The 26,501-nt window shown below is 45.7% G+C and carries 18 protein-coding genes, 5 tRNA genes and 2 rRNA genes; 5 read left to right on the forward strand and 20 right to left on the reverse strand.

Going from position 1 to position 26,501, the window contains the following annotated elements; all coding sequences use genetic code 11:
* Nucleotides 1–2 precede the first annotated feature (2 nt).
* Complete coding sequence (locus ONE56_RS12780) at nucleotides 3–575, forward strand: uracil-DNA glycosylase family protein (RefSeq protein ID WP_423839965.1); 573 nt, start codon at nucleotides 3–5, stop codon at nucleotides 573–575.
* 220 nt (nucleotides 576–795) lie between these two features.
* Here ONE56_RS12780 and hemE read toward each other — a convergent pair whose 3' ends face one another.
* Both hemE and nudC read right to left on the reverse strand, forming a co-directional pair.
* Nucleotides 796–1,863 carry a uroporphyrinogen decarboxylase gene (hemE, locus tag ONE56_RS12785; protein ID WP_041155705.1) on the reverse strand — a complete coding sequence of 356 codons (1,068 nt, stop codon included), beginning with the start codon at nucleotides 1,861–1,863 and terminating at the stop codon, nucleotides 796–798.
* Between the two features lie 248 nt (nucleotides 1,864–2,111).
* Nucleotides 2,112–2,909, reverse strand: coding sequence for an NAD(+) diphosphatase (gene nudC / locus ONE56_RS12790; RefSeq protein ID WP_423839966.1), 798 nt, complete (start codon nucleotides 2,907–2,909; stop codon nucleotides 2,112–2,114).
* Nucleotides 2,910–3,086: 177 nt separating this feature from the next.
* Here nudC and ONE56_RS12795 point away from each other — a divergent pair, with 177 nt between their 5' ends.
* Nucleotides 3,087–3,578: an Rsd/AlgQ family anti-sigma factor gene (locus ONE56_RS12795; RefSeq protein WP_041155707.1), complete on the forward strand. Its 492-nt coding sequence runs from the start codon at nucleotides 3,087–3,089 to the stop codon at nucleotides 3,576–3,578.
* A 169-nt stretch (nucleotides 3,579–3,747) separates the two neighbouring features.
* Here ONE56_RS12795 and rpoC read toward each other — a convergent pair whose 3' ends face one another.
* The 13 genes from rpoC to ONE56_RS12860 form a co-directional block, all read right to left on the reverse strand.
* A complete protein-coding gene (rpoC, locus tag ONE56_RS12800; RefSeq protein ID WP_041155708.1) occupies nucleotides 3,748–7,950 on the reverse strand; it encodes a DNA-directed RNA polymerase subunit beta' in 4,203 nt (1,400 codons plus the stop codon).
* Between the two features lie 87 nt (nucleotides 7,951–8,037).
* The gene (rpoB, locus tag ONE56_RS12805; protein ID WP_331439262.1) at nucleotides 8,038–12,066 is read right to left on the reverse strand and encodes a DNA-directed RNA polymerase subunit beta; all 4,029 of its coding nucleotides are present in this window, start codon (nucleotides 12,064–12,066) and stop codon (nucleotides 8,038–8,040) included.
* 252 nt (nucleotides 12,067–12,318) lie between these two features.
* Nucleotides 12,319–12,687, reverse strand: a complete 369-nt coding sequence (gene rplL, locus ONE56_RS12810; RefSeq protein ID WP_005397273.1) for a 50S ribosomal protein L7/L12 — start codon at nucleotides 12,685–12,687, stop codon at nucleotides 12,319–12,321.
* A gap of 57 nt (nucleotides 12,688–12,744) precedes the next feature.
* On the reverse strand, nucleotides 12,745–13,239 hold the full coding sequence (gene rplJ, locus ONE56_RS12815; RefSeq protein ID WP_005382538.1) for a 50S ribosomal protein L10: 495 nt from the start codon (nucleotides 13,237–13,239) through the stop codon (nucleotides 12,745–12,747).
* 293 nt (nucleotides 13,240–13,532) lie between these two features.
* Nucleotides 13,533–14,234, reverse strand: coding sequence for a 50S ribosomal protein L1 (rplA, locus tag ONE56_RS12820; protein ID WP_005440557.1), 702 nt, complete (start codon nucleotides 14,232–14,234; stop codon nucleotides 13,533–13,535).
* 4 nt (nucleotides 14,235–14,238) lie between these two features.
* Nucleotides 14,239–14,667, reverse strand: coding sequence for a 50S ribosomal protein L11 (gene rplK, locus ONE56_RS12825; protein ID WP_005440554.1), 429 nt, complete (start codon nucleotides 14,665–14,667; stop codon nucleotides 14,239–14,241).
* Nucleotides 14,668–14,832: 165 nt separating this feature from the next.
* Nucleotides 14,833–15,381 carry a transcription termination/antitermination protein NusG gene (gene nusG / locus ONE56_RS12830; protein ID WP_331439263.1) on the reverse strand — a complete coding sequence of 183 codons (549 nt, stop codon included), beginning with the start codon at nucleotides 15,379–15,381 and terminating at the stop codon, nucleotides 14,833–14,835.
* A 13-nt stretch (nucleotides 15,382–15,394) separates the two neighbouring features.
* Complete coding sequence (gene secE / locus ONE56_RS12835) at nucleotides 15,395–15,775, reverse strand: preprotein translocase subunit SecE (protein WP_041155709.1); 381 nt, start codon at nucleotides 15,773–15,775, stop codon at nucleotides 15,395–15,397.
* Nucleotides 15,776–16,041: 266 nt separating this feature from the next.
* Nucleotides 16,042–17,226, reverse strand: a complete 1,185-nt coding sequence (gene tuf, locus ONE56_RS12840; protein WP_423839934.1) for an elongation factor Tu — start codon at nucleotides 17,224–17,226, stop codon at nucleotides 16,042–16,044.
* A gap of 101 nt (nucleotides 17,227–17,327) precedes the next feature.
* Nucleotides 17,328–17,403 (reverse strand) — tRNA-Thr (locus ONE56_RS12845).
* Between the two features lie 13 nt (nucleotides 17,404–17,416).
* Nucleotides 17,417–17,491, reverse strand: a tRNA-Gly gene (locus ONE56_RS12850).
* Between the two features lie 35 nt (nucleotides 17,492–17,526).
* A tRNA-Tyr gene (locus ONE56_RS12855) sits at nucleotides 17,527–17,611 on the reverse strand.
* Nucleotides 17,612–17,663: 52 nt separating this feature from the next.
* A tRNA-Thr gene (locus ONE56_RS12860) sits at nucleotides 17,664–17,739 on the reverse strand.
* A gap of 206 nt (nucleotides 17,740–17,945) precedes the next feature.
* Between ONE56_RS12860 and coaA the strand changes: the two genes are divergently transcribed.
* The gene (gene coaA / locus ONE56_RS12865) at nucleotides 17,946–18,869 is read left to right on the forward strand and encodes a type I pantothenate kinase (protein WP_041155565.1); all 924 of its coding nucleotides are present in this window, start codon (nucleotides 17,946–17,948) and stop codon (nucleotides 18,867–18,869) included.
* 7 nt (nucleotides 18,870–18,876) lie between these two features.
* Here coaA and birA read toward each other — a convergent pair whose 3' ends face one another.
* Nucleotides 18,877–19,842, reverse strand: coding sequence for a bifunctional biotin--[acetyl-CoA-carboxylase] ligase/biotin operon repressor BirA (birA, locus tag ONE56_RS12870; protein ID WP_423839967.1), 966 nt, complete (start codon nucleotides 19,840–19,842; stop codon nucleotides 18,877–18,879).
* Nucleotides 19,839–20,882: a UDP-N-acetylmuramate dehydrogenase gene (gene murB, locus ONE56_RS12875; protein WP_041155563.1), complete on the reverse strand. Its 1,044-nt coding sequence runs from the start codon at nucleotides 20,880–20,882 to the stop codon at nucleotides 19,839–19,841. Before murB ends, birA begins: the two co-directional genes overlap by 4 nt.
* Nucleotides 20,883–20,959: 77 nt before the next feature.
* Here murB and ONE56_RS12880 point away from each other — a divergent pair, with 77 nt between their 5' ends.
* Together ONE56_RS12880 and pssA are read left to right on the forward strand one after the other, a co-directional pair.
* Complete coding sequence (locus ONE56_RS12880; protein WP_423839968.1) at nucleotides 20,960–21,403, forward strand: GNAT family N-acetyltransferase; 444 nt, start codon at nucleotides 20,960–20,962, stop codon at nucleotides 21,401–21,403.
* Nucleotides 21,404–21,486: 83 nt separating this feature from the next.
* On the forward strand, nucleotides 21,487–22,827 hold the full coding sequence (gene pssA, locus ONE56_RS12885; RefSeq protein ID WP_423839969.1) for a CDP-diacylglycerol--serine O-phosphatidyltransferase: 1,341 nt from the start codon (nucleotides 21,487–21,489) through the stop codon (nucleotides 22,825–22,827).
* 351 nt (nucleotides 22,828–23,178) lie between these two features.
* Here the strand turns inward: pssA and ONE56_RS12890 are convergent.
* From ONE56_RS12890 to ONE56_RS12900, 3 genes are all read right to left on the reverse strand, one after another.
* Nucleotides 23,179–23,255: transfer RNA gene (locus ONE56_RS12890), tRNA-Asp, on the reverse strand.
* A 94-nt stretch (nucleotides 23,256–23,349) separates the two neighbouring features.
* Nucleotides 23,350–23,465, reverse strand: a 5S ribosomal RNA gene (gene rrf / locus ONE56_RS12895).
* Nucleotides 23,466–23,585: 120 nt separating this feature from the next.
* Nucleotides 23,586–26,475: ribosomal RNA gene (locus ONE56_RS12900) — 23S ribosomal RNA — on the reverse strand.
* Between the last annotated feature and the right edge of the window lie 26 nt (nucleotides 26,476–26,501).

Consider the following 26,501-nt stretch of genomic DNA (forward strand, 5'->3'; position numbering starts at 1 on the left):
ACATGTCACTCGCAGCATTGCTAAAACAAGTTAGAGCCTGTCAGATTTGCGCCAACGAGTTACCGTTGGGGGCAAATCCGGTCATTCAAGCAGGAAAAGAAGCCCGTCTACTGATTATCGGTCAAGCCCCAGGAACTCGGGTACATAAAACATCAATACCTTGGAATGATCCCAGCGGTGATCGACTGCGTCAATGGCTGGATATGGATAGAGAAATCTTCTATGACAAAAATAAAGTTGCCATTATACCCATGGGCTTCTGCTACCCTGGCAAAGGCGGCTCGGGTGATCTACCGCCACGTAAAGAATGTGCACCAGCTTGGCATCAAAAACTTCTGGAGCAGTTGCCAAATATTGAACTGACACTATTGATTGGCCAATATGCGCAGCAGTATTACCTGCCAAACCGTCCCAAAACCCTTACTCAGACCGTTCAACAATGGAAAGACTGGGAGCCAGACTTTATTCCGCTTCCCCACCCCTCTCCACGCAATACGTTATGGCTGAAGAAGAATCCTTGGTTTGAAACCGATGTGGTTCCCTATCTTCGACAACGAGTCCATTCGATGTTTTAGGTCACCAATGATCCAATTGCATCTTTATCTGTACAGGATAAAAAACACATAAAACAAAACACATTAACCGATTGTTAAATATAAAGTTATTATAAAATCGTGCAGCTCTATAAGTAATTAGATCATGGTAGGCCAAATACTGTAAGAACTGTACACAAATAACTTTTAGGTAAAAAAATACCGACAATAAATGCCGGTATTGGATTTCGAATCATGTAAATTATTTGTGGTATGGTTTTGATAACTCGTGCACCGCTTCCACAAATACACCTGCATTTTCTGGTGGCACATCCAAATGAATCCCATGACCAAGATTAAATACATGGCCAGTGCCAGTATCGCCAAATCCTTCTAAAATACCCGCCACTTCTTCACGAATACGCTCAGGTGCAGCGTACAGCATGGATGGATCCATATTCCCCTGCAGAGCCACTTTATCACCGATACGTGCTTTAGCGTCGGCAATATTAATGGTCCAATCTAACCCAACCGCATCACAGCCTGTTGCGGCAATCTGCTCTAGCCACATACCACCATTCTTAGTAAATAGCGTCACAGGCACGCGGCGACCATCGTTTTCACGGATTAGACCATCAACAATTTTATGCATGTATTGCAGTGAGAATAGGTTGTAGTCACGAGGAGTCAGAACACCACCCCAAGTGTCAAATATCATGACAGATTGTGCACCTGCTTTAATTTGCGCATTGAGGTAATCAATCACGCTGTCTGCAAGCTTATCAAGCAAAAGGTGCAGAGTTTGCGGCTCAGCGTACATCATCTTCTTAATCTTAGTGAAGGCTTTGGAACTGCTCCCCTCTACCATATATGTGGCTAATGTCCATGGACTACCAGAAAAGCCGATCAATGGAACTTCACCTTGCAAGTCTTTACGAATTTGACGTACCGCATTCATAACATATTGCAACTCACCTTCAGGATCGGGCAAGCCAATTTTCTCTACGTCCGCCTTACAAGTGATTGGGTTGTCAAACACTGGCCCTTCACCTGCAGCAAAGCGCAAGCCAAGACCCATTGCATCTGGGATGGTTAAGATATCAGAGAACAAGATCGCAGCATCAAGCGGAAAACGGCGTAGTGGCTGAAGGGTTACTTCAGAAGCCAGTTCCGCGTTCTTACACAAAGACATGAAATCACCGGCTTGCGCACGTGTCGCTTTGTATTCAGGAAGGTAACGACCAGCCTGACGCATCATCCATACTGGCGTGTAATCCACAGGCTCTTTAAGCAGTGCGCGTAGATAACGATCATTTTTTAATTCAGTCATTCCGTATTTCCAACTAGTTAGGCTTTCTGAGAAAGCCACCATTCTATCACTGATTTAAGGTCAATAGCTGTGTGCTTTGCAACCTGGATCAAGTTATTAACTTTTAAATCAATGCTTAATTTGCACCCAATCCATAACAGTGTTAAAAATTTGTTCGCTAGCGAAAACTACAATTATAAACTGAGTACCCAGTACTCAGCATCTCATAACGACATCTTACTTACCCCCTCCCTCTCGGAGGGTTTTTTTTACTTATTTTCCAAGACACCCATTTCGATATCTTGCAAAGTTCGTTCGATCAGCGCGCGTGCAATGGTGCCCTCTGGCGCTACAGGAGGCATTTCTTCGGTGCTAAACCACTGAGCATCAGATAGCTCAGTATAATCAGGACTTAACTCTCCCGATTCATAGTCCGCTAAGAAAGCCATCATCATATTCGTTGGGAATGCCCACGGCTGACTACCAAAATAGCGTACGTTTTTTACCCTTACGCCCGTTTCTTCGTGGATTTCACGTGCAACGCACTCTTCCAGTGTTTCCCCAACCTCAAGAAAACCAGCGATAACCGTATACATCCCACTACGGTGCCTAGGGTGTTGAGCCAATAGGATTTTATTCTCTTTACGCACTGCAACAATGATGCATGGAAAGATCCGTGGGTAATGTAATGTACGACATTCTCCGCATTGCATCGCTAGCTGGTTATTATTGAGAAAATTTCGTCCCCCGCACAAGGGGCAAAAACGAAGACTTTGCGTCATATGCCCATATTGAACGGCTTTGCTCAATAAGAGGAACAATGGCTCAGGAAAATGTAAACACTCTCGCAGCGAGACCAAGGGCAGGTCATGTTCAAGATCAGAAACATTAACCCACATCACTGGATATTGTTGATATTCCCCAATTTTCTGTGCGCTTTTTTCCGGCAACGATAACTGGTTCGCAGAACCAAATGGCAAAGTGTCATCCACCAGCCACAGATCACTTCCCATCACAACACACCAGTAGGCATTCTCTACACGGTTTACATCACCTTTTCTTACCATGACACTATCCCTTTGCTTGAAGTTCATTCATTTTACTGGCAATCTAATTTCACACTAGATTTTATCGTTACTCAAATTAACAATGATAAATTCTCGTAAGGACAAGAGTTTGTAACTATTTTACTAACTTTGCGAAGCAAAGGACACGTTCGCCACAGGCGATGAGATCATGAGGGCATGGTCATGCTAAAAAAATTCAAACAAACACAAGACCAGTGGGGCGGCTCAAGTGACGTCATTGATCATTGGTTAGAAACTCGACAATCACTGATAGTCGAATACTGTAAGCTTGCAGCACTGCAACCTTGTTCGAAAACCAATGTAATTGAATTGCCGACGCCAGCAGAATTACAAAACTTCTGCCAACACTTAGTTGACTACATCTCTGAAGGGCATTTCAAAATATACGATATGGTCATGGATCGTTGGAAAGCCACTGGCTTTATCGTCACTGATGATATCAATCAAACTTATGGTCAAATCGTCTTAACTACAGACCCTCTACTGAACTTTAACGATAAGTACTCTGAAGTAAGTGAAGAGGATGAACTGGATGAATTCGATTCGGATATGTCGCTCATTGGAGAAATTCTAGAAACGCGATTTGAAGTGGAAGATCAATTGATCCAACAAATTGCTGAGAGTCTGTCGATGCCACCTGGGGCATAGTGATTCCCTATACGTGCGTATTGATATGAAATAGACTGACAGGTAACCGTCAGTCTTTTTTTTACCGTTAATCCGGTGAATATGGTTAACAAGATAACACTGGATCAAACGGTATTAAAAAAGGCACCCTAAGGTGCCTTTTTAGCTTTTCACGATAAACTCGTTCGACTTACTCTTCTGAAGAGAAGCCTGCGTTTAGAAGTGCAGCTAGGTTATCTGTTGCTTGTTCAGCAGAAGGACCTTCTTGCGCTTCAGAACGTTTCGCTTGACGCTCTTGGTGGTATGCGAAACCAGTACCAGCTGGGATCAGACGACCAACAATAACGTTCTCTTTCAGACCACGTAGATCATCACGCTTACCAGAAACCGCAGCTTCAGTTAGTACGCGAGTTGTCTCCTGGAACGATGCCGCAGAGATGAACGATTCAGTCGCTAGAGATGCTTTAGTGATACCTAGAAGCTCACGCTCGAAACGTGCAGGCTCTTTGCCTTCTGCTTCTAGATTACGGTTAGCAATCTTAACTTGTGAGTATTCAATTTGCTCACCTGGTAAGAACTCAGAATCACCAGAGAAAGTAATCGTACACTTACGTAGCATTTGACGAACGATAGTTTCAATGTGCTTATCGTTAATCTTAACGCCTTGCAGACGGTAAACTTCCTGTACTTCGTTTGCGATGTACTGAGTCACTGCGTGCACGCCACGTAGACGAAGAATGTCATGTGGAGACTCTGGACCATCAGCGATCACATCACCGCGCTCAACTTTTTCACCTTCGAAGACGTTAAGCTGACGATGTTTAGGGATCATCTCTTCGTATGCTTCACCGCTTTCGCGAGTGATCACTAGGCGACGCTTACCTTTCGTCTCTTTACCAAAGCTCACTGTACCAGTGTGCTCTGCAAGGATCGCAGGCTCTTTAGGTTTACGAGCTTCGAACAAGTCAGCAACGCGTGGAAGACCACCGGTGATATCTTTGTTACCGCCAGACTTCTGAGGAATACGTGCTAGTGTCGCACCTACGCCTACTGCTGCGCCATCTTCGATATTTACAATCGCTTTACCCGGTAGGAAGTAGTGAGCTGGCATATCAGTACCAGGGATCATTACATCGTTACCTTGCTCGTCAACAAGTTTGATAGCTGGACGCATATCTTTACCTGCTGATGGACGAGCGGCAGGGTCAGTTACTTCGCTTGAAGATAGACCTGTTAGGTCATCTGTTTGACGAGATACTGTTACGCCGTCGATCATGTCTACGAACTGGATACGACCTGCTACCTCAGTAATGATAGGTAGTGTGTGCGCTTCCCAGTTTGCAACTGTTTCGCCAGCTTGAACGGTATCACCATCGCCTTTGCTTAGTAACGTACCGTAAGGCAGTTTGTGTTTCTCTTTAGTACGACCAAACTCATCAATGATAGTTAGCTCTGTCGCACGAGAAGTGATAACAATCTTGCCGTCATCTGCCACTACTGACTTAGCGTTGTGTAGCTTGATAGAACCGTTGTTCTTAACTTGAACACTGTTCTCAGCCGCCGCTGTCGATGCTGCACCACCGATGTGGAACGTACGCATGGTAAGCTGTGTACCCGGTTCACCGATAGACTGAGCAGCGATAACACCTACAGCCTCACCTTGGTTCACTAGGTGACCACGTGCAAGGTCACGACCGTAACACTGTGCACAACAACCGAAGTCAGAATCACAAGTAACTACAGAACGCACTTTCATGCTGTCTACTGAGTTCTCTTCCATGATTTGACACCACTTCTCATCGATCAGGGTGTTACGTGGAATAAGAACATCGTCAGTACCAGGTTTTAGAACGTCTTCAGCAACAACACGGCCAAGTGCTAGCTCAGACAGTGCAACTTTAACATCACCACCCTCGATATGAGGCATCATGTCAACACCCTCATGAGTGCCACAGTCATGTTCAGTTACAACAACGTCTTGAGCAACGTCTACTAGACGACGAGTTAGGTAACCCGAGTTCGCTGTTTTCAGTGCCGTATCCGCAAGACCCTTACGAGCACCGTGCGTTGAGATAAAGTACTGAAGTACGTTTAGGCCTTCTTTAAAGTTCGCTGTGATCGGCGTTTCGATGATTGAACCATCTGGACGCGCCATCAGACCACGCATACCAGCAAGCTGACGAATCTGTGCTGCAGAACCACGAGCACCTGAGTCAGCCATCATGTAGATGCTGTTGAACGACTCTTGCTGTTCCTCTTCACCGTCACGGTTAACTACCGTTTCAGATGATAGGTTCTCCATCATTGCTTTCGCAACGCGGTCGTTGGTCGATGCCCAGATATCGATAACTTTGTTGTAGCGCTCGCCCGCAGTAACAAGACCTGATTGGTACTGTTCCTGGATTTCACGTACTTCTTCTTCCGCTTCAGCGATTTCAGTGTACTTAGCTGGCGGTACAACCATATCGTCGATACCAACAGATACACCAGATAGTGCCGCGTAAGCAAAACCTGCGTACATGATTTGGTCAGCGAAGATAACTGTGTCTTTAAGACCTAGCTTACGGTACGCCTCGTTAAGTAGGTTAGAGATTTGCTTCTTACCTAGCTTTTGGTTAACGATGCTGTACGGTAGGCCAGATGGGACGATTTGCCATAGCATTGCACGACCGATAGTGGTATCAACCATACCAGTATTTGTTGTGCTATTGCCGTCTTCGTCAACTACTGTTTCAGTAATACGTACTTTAACGCGTGCATGAAGTTCAGCTTGTTTAGTGCGGTATGCTTTCTCAGCCTCTGCTGGGCCAGAAAGGTACATGCCTTCACCTTTCACGTTGATCTTTTCACGAGTCATGTAGTACAGACCCAATACAACGTCCTGAGAAGGTACGATGATCGGATCACCTGACGCTGGCGACAGAATGTTGTTTGTCGACATCATCAGAGTACGAGCTTCAAGCTGTGCCTCTAGCGTTAGAGGTACGTGAACCGCCATTTGGTCACCATCGAAGTCCGCGTTGTACGCCGCACACACAAGTGGGTGTAGCTGAATCGCTTTACCTTCGATTAGTACTGGTTCAAACGCCTGGATACCGAGACGGTGAAGTGTCGGTGCACGGTTCAATAGTACTGGGTGTTCACGGATGACTTCGTCCAAGATATCCCAAACAACCGCTTCTTCACGCTCTACCATTTTCTTCGCAGCTTTGATTGTAGTCGCAAGACCACGAGTCTCTAGCTTGCTGTAGATGAATGGTTTGAATAGCTCAAGTGCCATCTTCTTAGGAAGACCACACTGGTGCAGACGAAGGTATGGACCTACTGTGATTACAGAACGGCCAGAGTAGTCTACACGTTTACCTAGAAGGTTCTGACGGAAACGACCTTGTTTACCCTTGATCATATCAGCAAGAGATTTCAGAGGACGCTTATTCGAACCTGTGATCGCACGACCACGACGACCGTTATCTAGTAGCGCATCAACAGACTCTTGCAGCATACGTTTTTCGTTACGTACGATGATGTCCGGAGCTGCTAGCTCTAGAAGACGCTTCAAACGGTTGTTACGGTTGATCACACGACGGTATAGATCGTTTAGATCAGATGTTGCAAAGCGACCGCCATCTAGAGGTACTAGAGGACGTAGATCTGGCGGAAGTACAGGCAGTACTGTCAGGATCATCCACTCAGGGTTGTTGCCCGAAGAGATGAACGCTTCTACCAGCTTAAGACGCTTAGTGACTTTCTTACGCTTAGTTTCAGAGTTTGTCGACTCTAGCTCTTCGCGCATTTGCTCTACTTCAGCGTGCATGTCCATAGAACCTAGTAGGTCCTTGATAGCTTCTGCACCCATCTTAGCAGTGAACTCGTCGCCCCACTCTTCTAGACGGTCTAGATACTCTTCTTCAGTTAGCATCTGACTTTTTTCTAGATCAGTCATACCTGGCTCAGTTACTACGTACATTTCGAAGTAAAGAACACGTTCGATATCACGTAGCGGGATATCCATTAGTAGACCGATACGAGACGGTAACGATTTTAGGAACCAGATGTGAGCTACTGGCGAAGCAAGTTCAATGTGGCCCATACGGTCACGACGAACTTTAGTTTGTGTAACTTCTACACCACACTTCTCACAGATAACACCACGGTGCTTCAGGCGCTTGTATTTACCACAAAGACACTCGTAGTCTTTAACTGGACCAAAAATACGCGCACAGAACAGACCATCGCGTTCAGGTTTGAACGTACGATAGTTGATCGTTTCAGGTTTTTTAACTTCACCGAAAGACCATGAACGAATCATGTCTGGTGAAGATAGACCGATTTTGATTGCATCAAACTCTTCGGTCTTATGCTGTGCTTTTAGAAAGTTTAATAAGTCTTTCACAATCAGCTCCTGTAAGGAGTTAAAAGCAGCCAGCCAAGCGCTAGCTGCTTTCTACCAGATAATCACTTTTCTCAAATGAGAAAGGGATTACTCTTCGTCTTCTAGCTCGATGTTGATACCTAGCGAGCGGATCTCTTTCAACAATACGTTGAACGATTCTGGCATGCCAGGTTCCATGCTGTGGCTTCCGTCTACGATGTTTTTGTACATCTTAGTACGGCCGTTAACGTCATCCGACTTAACAGTTAGCATTTCTTGTAGAGTGTAGGCAGCACCGTATGCTTCTAGTGCCCATACTTCCATCTCACCGAAACGCTGACCACCGAACTGAGCTTTACCACCAAGTGGTTGCTGAGTTACTAGGCTGTACGAACCAGTTGAACGAGCGTGCATCTTGTCATCAACAAGGTGGTTCAGTTTCAGCATGTACATGTAACCAACAGTTACAGGACGCTCAAACGCATCACCTGTGCGACCATCAAACAGCGTTAACTGACCTGATGTTGGTAGGTCTGCTAGCTCAAGAAGTGCTTTGATTGACTCTTCAGGAGCACCATCAAACACAGGCGTCGCAATTGGTAGACCGCCACGCAAGTTCTTAATCAGCGTACGCACTTCATCATCAGACAGAGAAGCAATATCTACTTTCTGGCGAGTATCGCCTAGATCGTAAACTTTCTGTAAGAACTCACGGAATTTCGCTAGCTCTTGCTGCTCTTTAACCATCTGGTTGATCTTGTCACCGATACCTTTCGCTGCCAGACCTAAGTGAACTTCTAGGATCTGACCGATGTTCATACGCGAAGGTACACCCAGTGGGTTAAGTACGATGTCTACAGGCTGACCTTTTTCATCGTATGGCATGTCTTCAACAGGGTTGATCTTAGAGATTACACCCTTGTTACCGTGACGACCCGCCATCTTATCACCAGGCTGAATGCGACGTTTAACCGCTAGGTAAACCTTAACGATCTTCAGTACGCCAGGTGCGAGATCATCACCTTGAGTGATCTTACGACGCTTAGTTTCGAACTTCTTATCGAAGTCAGCTTTTAGCTCGTCCCACTGCTCAGCAAGTTGCTCTAGCTGAGTTTGCAGTGCATCATCTTCAAGTGTTAGCTCTAGCCACTTCTTGCGCTCTGTAGACTCTAGCTTCGCTTCAGAGTAACCGCCGTCGATCAATACAGCTTTCACGCGGTTTAGAAGGCCACCCTCAAGAATCTGGAACTCTTCAGTTAGGTCTTTCTTCGCTTCTTTCAGCTGCATTTGCTCGATTTCAAGCGCACGCTTGTCTTTTTCTACGCCATCGCGAGTAAAGACTTGGACGTCGATAATCGTACCTGATACAGAGTTAGGTACACGCAGTGAAGTATCTTTAACATCCGATGCTTTTTCACCGAAGATCGCACGTAGTAGCTTCTCTTCAGGCGTTAGCTGAGTTTCACCTTTAGGCGTTACTTTACCAACTAGGATGTCACCACCCTTCACTTCAGCACCAATGTAAACGATACCTGACTCGTCTAGTTTAGACAGAGCAGACTCACCTACGTTTGGAATATCCGCTGTGATTTCTTCGGAACCCAGCTTCGTATCACGCGCCACACAAGTCAGTTCTTGAATGTGGATCGTCGTGAATCGGTCTTCTTGCACTACGCGCTCAGATACTAAGATCGAGTCTTCGAAGTTGTAACCGTTCCAAGGCATGAACGCGATACGCATGTTTTGACCAAGCGCTAGCTCTCCAAGGTCTGTTGAAGGACCATCAGCAAGTACGTCACCACGTGATACAGGTTCACCTGGCATCACACATGGGCGCTGGTTAATACATGTGTTCTGGTTAGAACGGGTGTACTTAGTCAGGTTGTAGATGTCGATACCTGCTTCACCAGGAACAAGCTCTTCTTCGTTGACTTTCACCACGATACGAGAAGCATCTACAGACTGGATGACACCACCACGTTTAGCAACGGCAGTTACACCTGAGTCAACCGCTACGTTACGTTCGATACCAGTACCTACAAGCGGCTTATCCGCTTTCAGTGTTGGAACGGCCTGACGTTGCATGTTCGCACCCATCAATGCACGGTTCGCATCATCGTGTTCTAGGAACGGGATAAGCGATGCAGCGATAGATACAACCTGGTTTGTCGCAACGTCCATGTACTGAGCGTGCTCACGAGGGTGTAGACCAGATTCACCTTTCTGACGAGCTGTGATCAGTTCATCGGCAAACGTGCCTTCTTCAGTCAACGCAGCGTTAGCCTGTGCGATAACGAATTGGCCTTCTTCGATTGCAGATAGGTAATCAACTTCGTCTGTTACAACGCCATCTACAACGCGACGGTATGGCGTCTCTAGGAAACCGTACTCGTTACAACGCGCAAACGCAGATAGAGAGTTGATCAGACCGATGTTTGGACCTTCAGGCGTTTCGATAGGACATAGACGGCCGTAGTGAGTTACGTGTACGTCTCGAACTTCGAAGCCAGCACGTTCACGAGTCAGACCACCAGGACCCAATGCAGAAATACGACGCTTGTGCGTAACTTCTGATAGCGGGTTGTTTTGGTCCATGAACTGTGAAAGTTGTGAAGAGCCAAAGAATTCTTTAACAGCTGCAGAAATTGGCTTCGCATTGATCAGATCTTGCGGCATAACAGCATCCAGATCGCCTAGACTTAGACGCTCTTTAACTGCACGCTCGACACGAACTAGACCGACACGGAATTGGTTCTCAGCCATTTCGCCTACAGAACGGATACGACGGTTGCCTAGGTGGTCGATATCATCAACTTCACCAATGCCGTTACGGATCGCGATCAGCTTCTTCATCACTTCGATGATGTCTGTTTCATCAAGTGTGCCTTGCTCTAGAGCATCTTCACGACCGATAGAGCTGTTAAACTTCATACGACCTACAGTCGATAGATCGTAACGCTCTTCAGAGAAGAATAGGCTTTCGAATAGTGCTTCTGCAGCTTCTTTTGTTGGCGGCTCACCAGGGCGCATCATGCGGTAGATTTCTACCAATGCAGAAATACGATCAACAGTGCTGTCAATGCGTAACGTTTCTGACATGAATGGACCGTGGTCTAGATCGTTCGTAAATAGAACTTCTAGCGCTTTGTGACCGGCCTGAGATAGGTTCGCTAGTGCCTCCAGGCTGATTTCCTGGTTAGCATTAACAATGATCTCGCCCGTTGCTTCGTTGATGTAATCTTTCGATGCAACTTTACCAACGATGTACTCAACGGGTACTTCGATGTGATCAACGCCATCTTTTTCTAGCTGACGAATATGACGAGCCGTTACACGACGACCTTGCTCAACGTAAACTTTACCGTCCGCTTCGATATCGAATGACGCAGTTTCACCACGTAGACGGTCTGGAACCAACTCCATCAGTAGAGTTTGGTCTTTCACTTCAAAGTTCACTTTTTCGAAGAAGAGCTCAAGGATTTCTTCAGTCGATTTACCTAGTGCACGAAGGATGATTGATGCTGGTAGCTTACGACGGCGGTCGATACGAACGTACAGGTTATCCTTAGGATCAAACTCGAAATCAAGCCATGAACCACGGTAAGGAATAACACGCGCGTTGTATAGAACTTTACCTGATGAGTGGGTCTTACCCTTATCGCTGTCGAAGAACACGCCTGGGCTTCGGTGCAGCTGGGATACGATAACCCTCTCGGTACCGTTGATTACGAAGGTACCATTGTCTGTCATGAGCGGAATTTCACCCATGTAGACTTCTTGTTCTTTAATGTCTTTTACAGTACCTGCTGGTGCGTCTTTATCAAAGATAACTAGACGTAGTTTTACGCGTAGTGGCTTTGAGTAAGTTACACCGCGGATTTGACATTCTTTAACGTCAAAAACTGGCTCACCAAGACGGTAGCTAACGTATTGCAGCTCAGAATTGCCGTTGTAGCTCTGAATTGGAAATACAGAACGGAAAGCAGCTTCAAGACCGTATTGACCTTCAGGATCCTGTTCGATGAATTTGTCGAACGAATCGAGCTGGATCGATAGCAGGTATGGAATGTCCAAAACTTGTGGACGAGTACCAAAGTCCTTACGGATGCGCTTTTTCTCGGTATAAGAGTAAACCATGGGGTTCCTCAGCTCGCTGATAAGTGACCCAAACTGTCCGCCCACACCTAGTTACTTAAGGGGGGTAAGGGACAGTGACTAATATAGCTGTTTACTGTAGTGACATTTCATTTCGTAAGAATGAAATGTTTTTTGCATGGGTAAAAGGCGCTTAAACAGCGGGAAAATTCGCCTATACCCTACAGCGCAAAAAGGCCGGTGGTTAAAAAACCACCAGCCAGTTAGCCGTTAGGCTAAGAAACTATGCAATAATTACTTAACAGCAACAGTTGCACCAGCTTCTTCTAGCTGAGCTTTAAGAGCTTCAGCTTCTGCTTTTTCAACACCTTCTTTAAGAGGTGCTGGAGCGCCGTCTACAAGAGCTTTAGCTTCTTTAAGACCTAGGCCAGTTGCGCCACGTACTGCTTTGATTACAGCAACTTTGTTACCGCCAGCAGCTTCTAGGATTACGTCAAATTCAGTTTGCTCAGCAGCAGCTTCGCCACCAGCAGCGCCGCCAGCTACAACAGCAGCTGCAGCAGAAACACCGAATTTCTCTTCCATTGCTTCGATTAGTTCAACAACTTGCATTACAGACATTTCTGCAACTGCGTCTAGGATTTGCTCGTTAGTAATAGACATAACAATTCTCTTTTAAGTCAACAATAAGTTTATTAAGCAACCAGTAAAAAGCAAGGCTTATGCCGCTGCTTCTTGTTTTTGATCGCGGATAGCTGCGATAGTACGCGCCAGCTTGCCAGCAGAAGCTTCTTTCATGCACATCATTAGGCGTGCAATTGCTTCGTCGTAAGTTGGTAGTGTTGCTAGTACTTCAGCGTCAGTTAGAGCGCCTTCAAATGCAGCAGCTTTGATCTCGAAATCTTTGTTCTCTTTAGCGAAGTCTTTAAAAAGACGCGCTGCGGCACCTGGGTGCTCATTAGAGAATGCGATTAGCGTAGGACCAGTGAAAGTGTCAGTTAGACACTCGTACTCAGTACCTTCAACCGCACGACGAGCAAGAGTGTTACGAACAACTCTCATGTAAACACCCGCTTCACGAGCTTGTTTACGTAGAGAAGTCATCGCGCCAACTTGAACGCCACGAGAATCAGCTACAACTGCAGAAAGTGCACCACTGGCAGCTTCGTTGACTTCAGCAACAATTGCTTTTTTGTCTTGAAGGTTTAAAGCCATCTTGGATTTACTCCTGGTTGTCGTTACACCACTCACTATCATCACGACAGTGAGAGCTATTGAGGTGCTTCCCCAGAAGAAAGTTAACTATATTACATAGAGCTTTCTGTCAGTTCGGGCACCATCTACGTAGGATAATTAAGCTTGTTTTTACACAAACACCTACGGTCTTGGACGGAGACTGGGTCTTAATTCATTTCGAACTAGGAGACAGTTCAAAGAACCAAAGTTCAGCCCCAACCACAAATATTAGGCGCAAAATTATACACAAATTTTGCGCCTAAGCAAATAAATTATGCTTGAGTGTTCAGGCTAGCCTGATCAACAGCAACACCAGCACCCATCGTAGTAGAGATGCTTACTTTCTTCAGGAAAGTACCTTTCGCAGAAGATGGCTTAGCTTTCTTCAGAGCAACTAGAAGTGATTCTAGGTTCTCTTTGATCTGCTCAGCAGAGAAGTTTGCTTTACCGATAGTAGTGTGGATGATGCCGTTTTTGTCGTTACGGTAACGAACCTGACCAGCTTTAGCGTTTTTAACTGCTTCAGCAACGTTAGGAGTTACAGTACCAACTTTAGGGTTTGGCATAAGACCGCGAGGACCTAGGATAGTACCTAGTTGACCTACAACGCGCATTGCATCTGGAGAAGCAACAACTACGTCAAAGTTCATTTCGCCTTTCTTAACTTGCTCAGCAAGATCTTCCATACCTACGATGTCTGCGCCAGCTTCTTTAGCTGCTTCAGCGTTAGCACCTTGAGTGAACACTGCAACGCGGATTTCGCGGCCAGTACCGTGAGGTAGTACAGTTGCACCACGCACGTTCTGGTCAGATTTACGAGCATCGATGCCTAGGTTAACAGCAACATCTACAGACTCAACAAATTTAGCAGTTGCAAGCTCTTGAAGAAGAGCAACAGCTTCGTTGATTTCGTATTCTTTAGTTACGTCAACTTTTTCGCGAATAACGCGCATACGCTTAGTTAGTTTTGCCATCTTATTAACCCTCTACCACTAGGCCCATTGAACGAGCAGTACCTGCGATAGAACGCTTCATCGCTTCGATATCAGCACCAGTCATATCGGCAGCTTTAGTTTCTGCGATTTCTTGGATTTGAGCGTCAGTTACAGTGCCCACTTTTTCAGTGTTTGGACGACCTGAACCAGACTTAACGCCAGCAGCTTTCTTAAGAAGAACAGCAGCAGGTGGAGTCTTAGTTACGAACGTGAAAGAACGGTCGCTGTATACAGTGATAACTACTGGAGTTGGTAGACCTTTTTCGATAGATTCTGTTTTTGCGTTGAACGCTTTACAGAATTCCATGATGTTCACACCGTGTTGACCTAGAGCAGGACCAACTGGTGGACTTGGGTTCGCAGCGCCAGCAGCAACTTGTAGCTTGATGTAAGCTTCAACTTTCTTAGCCATGATATTTCCTAAAGTTTGGGTTCTAACGCTAGTCTGCTGACCAGCTCCCCGTTTACGTAAAAACTTTTCACTTCACGATAAGCAAAAAGGCGCGAAATTATAGTCATAATCCGCGCCTTATACAACCCTAAAAAGGTGATTTTTTATACTCTTTAAACAAGAGTCTTAGTCCAGCTTTTCAACCTGACCAAATTCAAGCTCAACTGGCGTCGCACGACCAAAGATCGAGACAGACACTTTCAAGCGGCTCTTCTCATAATCCACTTCTTCAACGGTACCGTTGAAATCAGCGAACGGACCTTCGTTAACACGTACCACTTCACCCGCTTCGTACATAGTACGTGGACGAGGAGCTTCACTCGCTTTTTCAAGACGATTAAGAATCGCATCCGCTTCTTTATCGGTGATAGGTGCAGGGCGGTCTGAGGTACCACCAATGAAGCCCATGACACGCGGCACACTACGTACTAGGTGCCATGATTCATCGTTCATAATCATCTGAACAAGGACGTAGCCAGGGAAGAACTTACGCTCAGATTTGCGACGTTGGCCCGCACGCATTTCTACCACTTCTTCAGTCGGTACCAGTACTTCACCGAAGAACTCTTCCATGCCGTGCATTTTGATATGCTCGCGCAAAGATTGAGCCACACGACCTTCAAATCCAGAGAAGGCTTGAACCACATACCAGCGTTTTTTTGGAGCTTCACTCATGAATTAAAACCCTCTATACCCCAGTCGCTAGAGCTACTAGACGAACCATAATTCCGTCAATACCCCATAGCACTAGAGCCATTACAATACTTACAGCTAAAACGATCAGTGTTGTTTGCATGGTTTCTTGACGCGTAGGCCAAACAACTTTACGAACTTCCATACGAGATTCTTTTGCAAAACTGATCGCTGCTTTACCTTTAGTCGTTGTTGCTGCAACGCCAAGAGCGGCGGCAATCAAAACAACAACGCCTGCAGCACGAATTACTACAGACATTTCACCATACAGGTAATTACCCACAACAGCGGCAGCTGCCAATACGAAAGCGGCAATCCACTTAAACGTATCTGCTGCGTTTGAGCTATCAGGAGTTTCAGCATTATTCGCTTTCATAAACCAACCTGTTACAAGTCTTAATATAGACGACAACAACCCCGCTGTTGCAGGGCAAACTCCATATCGCTGAAAAAATCAGCGAACTCCTCTTAAGATTAAGCCGCTTTGGCTCATCTTGCTCTACACTCAACCCACTTATGAGTAATAAAACAGCAAAAATTATGTTGAGTGCAGAAAAAGGGCATCAAATGATGCCCTTTTTGCTACTGGTTCGTCAAATCTAATTCAAGATTTTCCGAAAGCATTCGCTAATTCGCTATGAATTAGTCGAAGATCTTAGCAACAACACCAGCACCTACTGTACGGCCACCTTCACGGATCGCGAAACGTAGACCTTCGTCCATTGCGATTGGTGCGATTAGCTCAACAGTCATCTGTACGTTGTCACCAGGCATTACCATTTCTACACCGTCTGGTAGCTGGATGTCACCAGTTACGTCAGTTGTACGGAAGTAGAATTGTGGACGGTAACCTTTGAAGAATGGAGTGTGACGACCACCTTCATCTTTAGACAGTACGTATACTTCTGATTCGAACTTAGTGTGTGGAGTGATTGAACCAGGCTTCGCTAGTACTTGACCACGTTCAACTTCATCACGCTTAGTACCACGTAGAAGTGCACCAACGTTCTCACCCGCACGACCTTCGTCTAGAAGCTTACGGAACATCTCAACACCAGTACATGTAGTCGTTGTAGTATCTTTGATACCTACGATTGCTACTTCATCACCTACTGATAGGATACCACGCTCGATACGGCCAGTTACTACTGTACCACGACCTTGGATTGAGAATACGTCTTCGATTGGCATCAGGAATGGTTGATCAACTGCACGCTCTGGCTCTGGGATGTAAGTATCTAGAGCTTCAGCTAGTTCAACAATTTTCGCTTCCCACTGCTCTTCGCCGTTTAGTGCGCCTAGTGCAGAACCTTGGATAACTGGTAGGTCATCACCTGGGAAGTCGTATTCAGAAAGAAGTTCACGAACTTCCATTTCTACTAGTTCTAGTAGTTCTTCATCATCAACCATGTCACATTTGTTCATGAATACGATGATGTATGGGATACCAACCTGACGGCCTAGTAGGATGTGCTCACGAGTTTGTGGCATTGGGCCATCTGTCGCAGCAACAACTAGGATACCACCGTCCATCTGTGCAGCACCAGTGATCATGTTCTTAACGTAGTCCGCGTGTCCTGGACAGTCAACGTGTGCGTAGTGACGAGATGGAGTATCGTACTCAACGTGAGAAGTTGCGATTGTGATACCGCGCTCACGCTCTTCTGGAGCGTTATCGATAGAAGCAAAGTCTTTTGCAACACCGCCGTATACTTTAGCAAGAGTAGTACAGATTGCAGCAGTTAGAGTTGTTTTACCGTGGTCAACGTGGCCGATAGTACCAACGTTAACGTGCGGTTTCGTACGTTCAAATTTTTCTTTAGACATGAGTGGTCCCTCTAGGTACGGATTTTGGTGGCCCAAGTTGACCACGCAACCAAAAAAGATTATTGGTAAATCTAATATCAAAAGGAAATGCGCTTGAGAGCTGGTGCTGATAGGCAGACTCGAACTGCCGACCTCATCCTTACCAAGGATGCGCTCTACCACCTGAGCTATATCAGCACTCAAATTAGAGTGGAGCGGGCAGCGGGAATCGAACCCGCATCATCAGCTTGGAAGGCTGAGGTAATAGCCATTATACGATGCCCGCAACACGTAACTCTGAGAGCTATTTCCTAAAGAATATGGTGGAGGGGGACGGATTCGAACCATCGAAGGCAGTGCCGGCAGATTTACAGTCTGCTCCCTTTGGCCACTCGGGAACCCCTCCAAAATTTCTAGTCATTCTCACTACTAATTGCTTCAAGAGAAACAGGAGAGAATGGTGCCGACTACCGGAATCGAACTGGTGACCTACTGATTACAAGTCAGTTGCTCTACCTACTGAGCTAAGTCGGCATAAGTGGTGCGCATTCTATTGAATGATTTTCTAGGTTGCAATAGTAATTTAAAAAAAAATCATAAAATTCGATTTTTTATATCTATTCGCTGAAAAAACATACAAACCTTACTTTTTTCAAACAAACTTCGACCTTGGTCGTTTGCTTTAACGCATCCTTGATGTATGTTCTTGCTCTTAATGCAACTAAGGATAAACGAGACCCATGAGTCCATTTTTGTCATTTGACCGTGCAAATTGGGCAGAATTACGTAACTCTGTGCCAATGACACTCTCTGAAGATGACTTGATAGCGCTTCAAGGCATTAATGAAAATCTAACTATGGAAGAAGCAGTAGAAATCTACCTTCCTTTGTCTCGCCTATTGAATTTATATGTGCAAGCCCGTCAGAGTCGCAATACTGTGCTGCAACAGTTTTTGAACACAGCAGAACATGCTCCCCCTTTTGTCATCGGGATCGCTGGTAGTGTTGCAGTAGGAAAAAGTACAACTGCGCGGATAATGGAAGCACTTCTCTCCCGATGGGAAAATCATCCTAAAGTATCGTTAGTAACTACAGATGGCTTTCTTTACCCTAAAAAAGTGTTAGAAAAAAAGGGAATTATGCATCGCAAAGGCTTTCCTGAATCGTATGACATGAAACGTTTGGTCGAATTTATGTCAGATGTGAAAGCCGGGAAACCCAACTTAGAGGTTCCTGTCTACTCTCATATTACCTACGATATAACCGATGAACTGAAAAAGGTGGATAGACCTGACGTGCTGATCATCGAAGGGTTAAATGTGCTGCAGAGTGGCATGGACTACCCACATGACCCACATCGCGTGTTTGTCTCCGATTTTTTAGACTTTTCCATTTATGTCGATGCGGAAACAGAAACAATACAACAATGGTATGTGGAACGGTTTTTAAAATTTCGTCGGGGTGCTTTTACAAAGCCAGGGTCTTATTTCAGCCACTATACGGAGCTCTCTGTTAGCGAAGCGAAAAACAAAGCAAAAGAGATTTGGGAAAAGATCAATGGACTCAATTTAGAACATAATATCCTACCTACGAGAGAAAGAGCCCATTTGATTTTACACAAAGGTGTTAACCACCTAGTTGATAGGGTATCTTTAAGAAAATGAGAAGGCGCTAGTCACTCTTGCGCAAGGAAATCTCACCGCCAATAAAAGTCTCTCCCCCTCTTTCTGTCTCGAGCAGTATACCGCCTTGTTGATCAATTCCCTGCACAACGCCATATACTTCTCTTGACCCAATTAATAACTTAACCTTACGGCTAATAAAGTTATCCAGTCGGTTCCAACGTTCAACAAACCCTGCAAGCCCCATGAATTCATAGTCAACAAGAGCTGCTTTCCAATGTTCAATAAACGTAAGAGCGAGCCGTGTTCTATCTATCCTCTGCTCTTTACAAACTTGGTTGAGACTTGTCCATGGCTGATCGATATTAGGCTGTTGCTCGGGCATACCTATATTTATCCCCATACCAATGACTAGGTTAGCCGCTCCTCCTGCCTGACCTGACATCTCAACTAAAATTCCGGCTAACTTTTTATCCTGATGATAGAGATCGTTTGGCCACTTAAGCTTCACTCCATCAATACCCATTTCTTCCAATGCTTCCACGGCAGCGATTCCAATCACCAAGCTGAGCCCCATCGCCGCAGCCATACCAGCATCTAAACGCCAGTACATGGATAAGTATAAGTTTGAGCCAAACGGTGAAATCCACTGCCGACCGCGACGACCACGGCCTTGGGCCTGATATTCAGCTAAACAGACACGACCCTTTTCAGATTCTGTAACCCTTTCAAGCAGGTATTGGTTGGTAGAATCAATTACAGGAATCAGCTCTATCGGAGTTGTTGACGCTGCTTTTAGTACAGCTTCATCTAAAAGCTGCAATGGATGAGCCAATTGATAACCTTTCCCTTGAAGTCGATGTATATCTATTCCCCAGTCACTGAGCCCTTGTATGTGCTTGGCAATAGCAGCTCTTGAGATATTGAGTTCTCGGCCCAAGGTTTCACCCGAATGGAAGTTACCATCACTGAGCGTTTTCAAAATATGAAACTTTGTAGAGTGCTCTTTCCTCATGATTTCGCCTCAATCTCTGTCAGGTTGGTTTCCCCCAGACGATTGATAAAACGCACTTCATGTTCTAGTTCAATTTGGTACTTATCCCAAACTGTTTTTTTTACTAATGAAGCTAATGCCAACACATCTTGGGCCGTACAATTATCTACGTTAGTAAGAACTAACGCTTGAAGTGGATTAACTTGAGCGCCATTGACTGAACGTCCTTTCAAGCCGCACTGATCTATCAACCAGCCTGCAGCGATTTTCATGCCCTCATCTACAGGATAAGCAACCAAGTTAGGGTGAGACACAACAAGGCGATCATAATGATCGTTTGAGATCACCGGATTTTTGAAAAAGCTGCCTGCGTTCCCTACTTTATTCGGGTCAGGGAGTTTCTCTGTACGTACCTGACACACGCGTTCAAAAATAGTCACCGGACTTAACTGTGCGTCAGGGATATCTCGGAGAGGCCCATATTGATTGATAGGCTGCCACTCTTTAGTTAAGCTCAACCCAATCGCGACGATAAAACACTTCTCGTACAAGTCATGTTTAAAAATCGAATCACGATAACCAAAGTTGCACTCTTCAGCGGTCATCCTTTTCACGGTAAGGGTTTGAAGATCCAGAATATCAACATAATCACATATATCTTTAAACTCTAAACCATAAGCTCCAATGTTCTGGATAGGAGCCGAACCTGCACAACCTGGGATTAAAGCTAAGTTCTCAACGCCTCCGATTCCTTGTTGAACACACCACTTAACCAGTTCAGGCCAGTCCTCACCTCCAGAAATATGCAGAGAATAATGATCAGTCGTCTCTTTGACTACTTTACCCGTTAGTCGATTTACAATGACAAGACCATCAAAATGCTCTGTAAACAGGACATTGCTCCCTTTACCAAGAAACAGCTTCGGTAGCTCGGCGAAAAATGGGTCTCGGAAAAGTTGAACAATATCATTCTCTGATTCGACAACCGCTAAGTAAGAACAGGTTTGTTCAATACCAAAAGTGTGATAGGCCTTAAGGCTTGCATTTTCTTTAATTTGCATAGTGTGTTTGCAACGCTAGGTAAAGTTCTCTTAAACTGACAACATTCTACATTAGATATCTATGAACCGCAGTGGCAATGACTCAATCATTAACCATCGAAGTGTTAAATCCTGTCAAGCTTCCATTAATAAAAAAGCTCTACAAGGAGCACTACCCCTCTGGGCGTGCCAAAAGTGATGAACTGATCATCACTGCCAACCGTTATGGGAACATCGTTGCTTTATTACGCCTAAAAAATGTCGATACCACACGCTTGTTGACAGGAATGTTGGTAATACCAGAGCTGAGAGGAACGGGAGTTGGACACACTTTACTTAAGCATTGTGAGAACAACGTTTTCACAGTTGACGATTATTGCTTCGCTTTTCGACATTTGGAAAGTTATTACTCAGACCACGGTTTTAAAACCATCAATAGTTCAGAGCTGCCCCATTGCTTAAAACAAGCATTCCAACGTTATGTACAAAGCGGCAAAGATCTCATTCCAATGCAATTCCTCTCTTCTGAAACGGTAAAGTGAGGACTTTTGTAGCCAGATAAATCATATCTTTGATAAAATATCAGGTTCGCAATATTGCATTAAAATAAGGTACTCACACCGATATGATAGTAAGTAGGAATCCATTCGAACGCTTGCCTACCCTCGCGGTTAATTCCGAGGACTTTGATGTTCTGTATTCTGCAGAAACATTCAGACTTCGCCTCCTAGATGCGATAAGCAAAGCAACGTCACGAATTTACCTAGTCGCTCTATATCTGGAAGATGATGAAGCCGGACGTGAAATACTCACTGCTCTTTATGAAGCAAAGCAGCGAAACCCTGGATTGGATATAAATATTTGTGTTGATTGGCATCGAGCGCAACGTGGGCTGATCGGAGCAGAAAGCTCAGAAGGCAATTCAGCATTATATAAAGCGTTTGCACATAAATATCAGTACTCAATCCCTGTTTACGGAATACCCGTAAGAGGAAAAGAAGTTTTTGGAGTTCTGCACCTTAAAGGCTTTATTATTGATGACTCTGTTATCTACAGTGGTGCTAGCCTAAACAATATCTATCTCCAATATAATGACCGTTATCGATTTGACCGTTACCATGTAATCCAGCATGAATCTCTCGCAGACTCCATGGTTAATTTTATTCAAAATGAAATGATTGCGCACCCAGCAGTTAATGATCTTACAGCTCAAGACAAGCCAGAAACCAAAGATATTAAATCTGCAATTAGGCAACTACGCGCCTCACTCGCTCAAGCCAACTATACGTTTACTCCAGAAGTAACAACCGAAGATAGTGTCAAAGTGACCCCACTTGTTGGCTTAGGTAAGCGCCGCAATCTCCTCAATCAGCAAATCGTACAACTTCTAGCAAGCGCTAAGAATGAAATCTTCATTTGCACCCCTTACTTTAACTTCCCCAAGGCAATACATCGTGAGGTAAAACGCGCCATGAGACGAGGTGCCAAGGTCACTATCGTCGTGGGAGACAAGACAGCGAATGACTTCTATATAGCGCCAGAGGAAGAATTTAAGACGATCGGCGGGTTGCCCTACCTTTATGAAGTTAACCTGCGCCGATTTGCTAAAGCAAACGAAGCTAATATCGCAGCACGTAAACTATCTATCTACTTATGGAAACATGCCAATAACAGCTTCCATCTAAAAGGTATCTGGGTGGATAAGCGATACATGCTACTCACAGGAAATAATCTAAATCCAAGAGCTTGGTCGCTCGACCTTGAAAATGGTCTGCTTATTCAAGATGATTACGCTAAATTAGTCGAAAAGTTTGAAGAAGAAATCACGAGAATTCTTGAACATACTCAACTGATCTGCACTTACAGGCAGCTAGAGAAAGTTGAAGATTATCCTGTTGGTGTTCAAAAGCTAGTAAGAAAGATTACTCGCTTAAAAGCCGATGGTGTTTTAAAGCGCATTCTTTAGTCACCTCATTTATATAAAATCCCAAGCCCAACATATGTTTGTTGGGCTTTTTGTTTTCTTGTTATTCTTCTGAGCACAAACCTACAGCTAACAACTTATATTGACGGATAAATGATATTTGGCATTGTAACCAGCTAGAATTGTCAATTTTTACTACAATTGGACTCATTCGTCCAAAGGACGAAACATGCTCATATAAACGCAAAAAAGCCCCTGTCTTTCGACTGAGGCTTCGTATAAGTGGCGGAGTGGCTGGGGTTGCACACAACCGGGACTCATTCGTCCAAAGGACGAAACATGCTCACATGAACGCAAAAAAGCCCCAGTCTTTCGACTGAGGCTTCGTATAAGTGGCGGAGTGGACGGGACTCGAACCCGCGACCCCCGGCGTGACAGGCCGGTATTCTAACCAACTGAACTACCACTCCGCAGTGGTATTTTTTACTAAATAAAGTCTTATGGTTAGCTCGCTTTATTTAGTTTTGCCTTTAGATTTTTCAAAATCTAAAAACAAGGAAGCAAGCCTGGCGATGTCCTACTCTCACATGGGGAAACCCCACACTACCATCGGCGCTATTTTGTTTCACTTCTGAGTTCGGAATGGAGTCAGGTGGGTCCAAAACGCTATGGTCGCCAAGCAAATTCGGTTTAAACTCGCTGCTTAAGCAAGTTTAATAATCTGGAAAGCTGTTTGTATTTCTCGTTATCACACATTCAATGTTCTTTCATTGAGCCCATCAAAACCCCTTGGGTGTTGTATGGTTAAGCCTCACGGGCAATTAGTATCAGTTAGCTCAACGCCTCACAACGCTTACACACCTGACCTATCAACGTCGTAGTCTACGACAACCCTTTAGGATACTTAAAGTATCAGGGAGAACTCATCTCAAGGCTCGCTTCCCGCTTAGATGCTTTCAGCGGTTATCAATTCCGAACTTAGCTACCGGGCAATGCGTCTGGCGACACAACCCGAACACCAGAGGTTCGTCCACTCCGGTCCTCTCGTACTAGGAGCAGCCCCTTTCAATTCTCCAACGCCCACGGCAGATAGGGACCGAACTGTCTCACGACGTTCTAAACCCAGCTCGCGTACCACTTTAAATGGCGAACAGCCATACCCTTGGGACCGACTTCAGCCCCAGGATGTGATGAGCCGACATCGAGGTGCCAAACACCGCCGTCGATATGAACTCTTGGGCGGTATCAGCCTGTTATCCCCGGAGTACCTTTTATCCGTTGAGCGATGGCCCTTCCATTCAGAACCACCGGATCACTATGACCTGCTTTCGCACCTGCTCGAATTGTCATTCTCGCAGTCAAGCGGGCTTATGCCATTGCACTAACCTCACGATGTCCAACCGTGATTAGCCCACCTTCGTGCTCCTCCGTTACTCTTTGGGAGGAGACCGCCCCAGTCAAACTACCCACCAGGCACTGTCCTCATCCCCGATAAGGGGACCAAGTTAGAACATCAACACTACAAGGGTGGTATTTCAAGGTCGGCTCCACCAACACTGGCGTGCTGGTTTCAAAGCCTCCCACCTATCCTACACATGTAGGGTCAATGTTCAGTGCCAAGCTGTAGTAAAGGTTCACGGGGTCTTTCCGTCTAGCCGCGGGTACACTGCATCTTCACAGCGATTTCAATTTCACTGAGTCTCGGGTGGAGACAGCGTGGCCATCATTACGCCATTCGTGCAGGTCGGAACTTACCCGACAAGGAATTTCGCTACCTTAGGACCGTTATAGTTACGGCCGCCGTTTACCGGGGCTTCGATCAAGAGCTTCGACCAAAGTCTAACCCCATCAATTAACCTTCCGGCACCGGGCAGGCGTCACACCGTATACGTCATCTTACGATTTTGCACAGTGCTGTGTTTTTAATAAACAGTTGCAGCCACCTGGTATCTGCGACTCCTAGTAGCTCCATCCGCAAGGGACTTCACCGCCAGGAGCGTACCTTCTCCCGAAGTTACGGTACCATTTTGCCTAGTTCCTTCACCCGAGTTCTCTCAAGCGCCTTGGTATTCTCTACCCGACCACCTGTGTCGGTTTGGGGTACGATTCCAACTTATCTGAAGCTTAGAGGCTTTTCCTGGAAGCATGGCATCAATGACTTCACATCCGTAGATGCTCGACGTCGTGTCTCAGCCTTAAAAAGAGCCGGATTTACCTAACTCTTAAGCCTACGCACTTGAACCTGGACAACCGTCGCCAGGCCCACCTAGCCTTCTCCGTCCCCCCATCGCAATAAGTTGAAGTACGGGAATATTAACCCGTTTCCCATCGACTACGCCTTTCGGCCTCGCCTTAGGGGTCGACTTACCCTGCCCCGATTAACGTTGGACAGGAACCCTTGGTCTTCCGGCGAGGGGGTTTTTCACCCCCTTTATCGTTACTCATGTCAGCATTCGCACTTCTGATACGTCCAGCATGCGTTACCACACACCTTCAACCGCTTACAGAACGCTCCCCTACCCAATATACAAAAGTATATTGCCGCAGCTTCGGTTTACTACTTAGCCCCGTTACATCTTCCGCGCAGGCCGACTCGACCAGTGAGCTATTACGCTTTCTTTAAATGATGGCTGCTTCTAAGCCAACATCCTGGCTGTCTGAGCCTTCCCACATCGTTTCCCACTTAGTAGTAATTTGGGACCTTAGCTGGCGGTCTGGGTTGTTTCCCTCTCCACGACGGACGTTAGCACCCGCCGTGTGTCTCCCGGATAGTACTTACTGGTATTCGGAGTTTGCAAAGGGTTGGTAAGTCGGGATGACCCCCTAGCCTTAACAGTGCTCTACCCCCAGTAGTATTCGTCCGAGGCGCTACCTAAATAGCTTTCGGGGAGAACCAGCTATCTCCAGGTTTGATTGGCCTTTCACCCCTAGCCACAAGTCATCCGCTAATTTTTCAACATTAGTCGGTTCGGTCCTCCAGTTGATGTTACTCAACCTTCAACCTGCCCATGGCTAGATCACCTGGTTTCGGGTCTATATCCAGAGACTGAACGCCCAGTTAAGACTCGGTTTCCCTACGGCTCCCCTAGATGGTTAACCTTGCCACTGAATATAAGTCGCTGACCCATTATACAAAAGGTACGCAGTCACACCACGAAGGTGCTCCTACTGCTTGTACGTACACGGTTTCAGGTTCTATTTCACTCCCCTCACAGGGGTTCTTTTCGCCTTTCCCTCACGGTACTGGTTCACTATCGGTCAGTCAGTAGTATTTAGCCTTGGAGGATGGTCCCCCCATATTCAGACAGGATATCACGTGTCCCGCCCTACTCGATTTCACTGAATGTGCGTTGTCAACTACGGGGCTATCACCCTGTATCGCCGGACTTTCCAGACCGTTCGTCTAACGCATATAAAGCTTAAGGGCTAGTCCAATTTCGCTCGCCGCTACTTTCGGAATCTCGGTTGATTTCTTTTCCTCGGGGTACTTAGATGTTTCAGTTCCCCCGGTTCGCCTCGTTATGCTATGTATTCACATAACGATACTTACTTATGTAAGTGGGTTTCCCCATTCGGAAATCCCAGACTCAAGTGGCTTTTACTGCCTAATCTGGGCTTATCGCAAGTTAATACGTCCTTCATCGCCTCTGACTGCCAAGGCATCCACCGTGTACGCTTAGTCACTTAACCATACAACCCGAAGAAGTTTCGAATTG

Source organism: Vibrio mytili (genome assembly GCF_049563345.1).
Taxonomy (GTDB): domain Bacteria; phylum Pseudomonadota; class Gammaproteobacteria; order Enterobacterales; family Vibrionaceae; genus Vibrio; species Vibrio mytili.